The following is a 1,154-nucleotide window of genomic DNA, read 5'->3' on the forward strand; positions in this document are numbered from 1 at the left end:
CCCAGGTGCCCCGCGGCGGCGAGCGGCTCGGGGCCCCGCGGGCAACTGGCGGTGAGCGGCTCCGGGACCGCCCCGGCGAGCCGCTCGTCCGCCAGGACGTGCCGGGCGGCGTCGTCAGGGCTCATCGCCCTGCCCTGGGACCAGAGCACCGCGGTGCGCCCCTCGCCGAGCTTGCCACGGGCGCGCGCGAGCAGCCCCTGGACGCGGGTGGGGAAAGTGTGCTGGCGGATCGCCTCGCGGAGGCTGACGGCGGCGGCCGCGGTCAGCACGGCGGACTCCAGATCACCCTCCGCCTCGGCGAGCACCGACAGGCCGACGAGGCACCGGGCCACGCCCTGCCGCTGGCCGGCGCGCCGGCTCAGCGACATGCTGCGGCCCAGCCGCTCCCTGGCCGCCGGGAACTCCCGGAGCATGGCCGCCACCCTGCCGCCGCGGGCCAGGCAGCGGGCCAGCTCCACCCCGCTGTCGAGCTCCCGCAGCCAGGACCCGGCCGTCTCGTAGTGGGCCATGGCGGCCACCAGGTCGCCGCGGGCCTCGGCCACCGCGCCGAGCTGCGTAGCCACCCGCGCCATGATCCAGCGGTGGCCGTGCTCGCGGGCTCGTTCCATGGCCTGCTCACCGTGCCGCTGGGCCTCGCGCAGCCGGCCGCGGGCGAGTGCCACCGCCGACAGCCCGGCGTGGCCGGCCGCCTGGTTCCAGGGGTCGCCGGAGGCATCGGCCAGGGCCAGGCCCTCCCGCGCGTGGTGCACCGCCTCGTCCGGCCTGCCCAGGCGGAGCAGCACCATGACGCAGAGGCTGTGCATCACGCCCAGCGCGAACGGGCCGGCGCTCTTGAGGCCCGCCATGCTCTCCGTGGCCAGCTCCAGCGAGCGGTCCAGCTCGTCTCGGGCCTCCAGGCCGTACGCGAGGTAGGCCTTGGCCTGGGCGATCTGCTCGTCGGGCACGCCGGTCAGGTCGTGGGCCAGCAGCCGCTCGGCCCAGCCCACGATGTCCGTGGGCCCGCTGACCGGCAGCAGGCCCGTGCTGTGGAAGCACAGCCGCAGCCCGAGACGTACGTTGCCGGACTCGACCGCCCAGCCGAGCGCGGCGCGCAGGTCGTCGAGCAGCGCCCGGCCGGCGGTCACGGCGGCCAGCCGCCGCGGCCACGGCAGGCG

Annotated in this window: 1 pseudogene; it reads right to left on the reverse strand. The window is 77.6% G+C overall.

Features of this window, described 5'->3' with window-relative positions:
• A pseudogene (locus DQW85_RS22605) lies at window positions 1–1,154 on the reverse strand (hypothetical protein); the annotation flags it as partial.

It is taken from the genome of Nonomuraea lactucae (assembly GCF_003313395.1).
Classification (GTDB): domain Bacteria; phylum Actinomycetota; class Actinomycetes; order Streptosporangiales; family Streptosporangiaceae; genus Nonomuraea; species Nonomuraea lactucae.